A 762-nucleotide genomic window follows, 5' to 3' on the forward strand; every position below is an offset into this window, starting at 1 on the left:
TGGTGGTTTTGCCGTTGGTGCCCGTTACCCCCACCAAGGTCAGTTGACGGGCGGGAAAACCATAGAAAGCTGCCGCCACCTGGGCCACGGCCCTGTTCAGGCTGGCGCGAGGCAAAACCAGGACGGGCTGACTTCCCCATCCAGCCTCTCCGCTGACGCTCTCCCACGCCTCTTGGGAAATGAGGGCCGCCACTGCCCCTGCCGCCAGGGCCTGGGCCACGAAGCAACCCCCATCCACGCGGGATCCCGGCATCCCCAAGAAGAGATCCCCGGCCTGCACCTGGCGAGAGTCGGCACAGAGGCCCCAGACCTGCACCCCCTCCAGGGATCCCTGGGCCAATTGAGGCTGGATCCCAGCTTGGTGGAGCAATTTGGACAAAGTGATCCCAGCAGTTTCCATCGTTGCCACTCCCCACAGCTTTGCCGGTTAGGGTAGCGGCCAGGGATTGCCGCCGTCAAATTAGGCCAGGGCTTCCTCCAGCTTTTGCTTGGCCCACAGAGAAGCGTAGAGGCCCTTCTCGTCCGCCAGCAATTCGGCATGGGATCCCTTCTGCACAAGGCGGCCCTGGTCCATCACCCAAATCTGATCGGCCTCCACCGCAGCCGTGAGGCGATGGGTGATGAAGATCACCGTTTTCTGGGCCGTGACCCGACGCAGATGGCGGAGGATGGCTTGGGCCGTCTGGTTATCCACGCTGGAGAGAGAGTCATCCAGGATCAAGATGGGAGCATCCACCAGTAAAGCCCGAGCCAAGGCCACCC

General features: G+C 62.9%; 1 protein-coding gene and 1 pseudogene. Both read right to left on the reverse strand.

Annotation, left to right across the window (positions count from 1 at the left end):
* Window positions 1–400, reverse strand: a 400-nt coding sequence (locus NW819_RS12435; protein ID WP_414413934.1) for a Mur ligase domain-containing protein, incomplete at its 3' end; no start/stop codon positions are given.
* Window positions 401–460: 60 nt separating this feature from the next.
* Window positions 461–762, reverse strand: a pseudogene (locus NW819_RS12440) (ABC transporter ATP-binding protein); the annotation flags it as partial.

The organism is Synechococcus sp. R8-2, assembly GCF_047461715.1.
Lineage (GTDB): Bacteria > Cyanobacteriota > Cyanobacteriia > Thermostichales > Thermostichaceae > Thermostichus.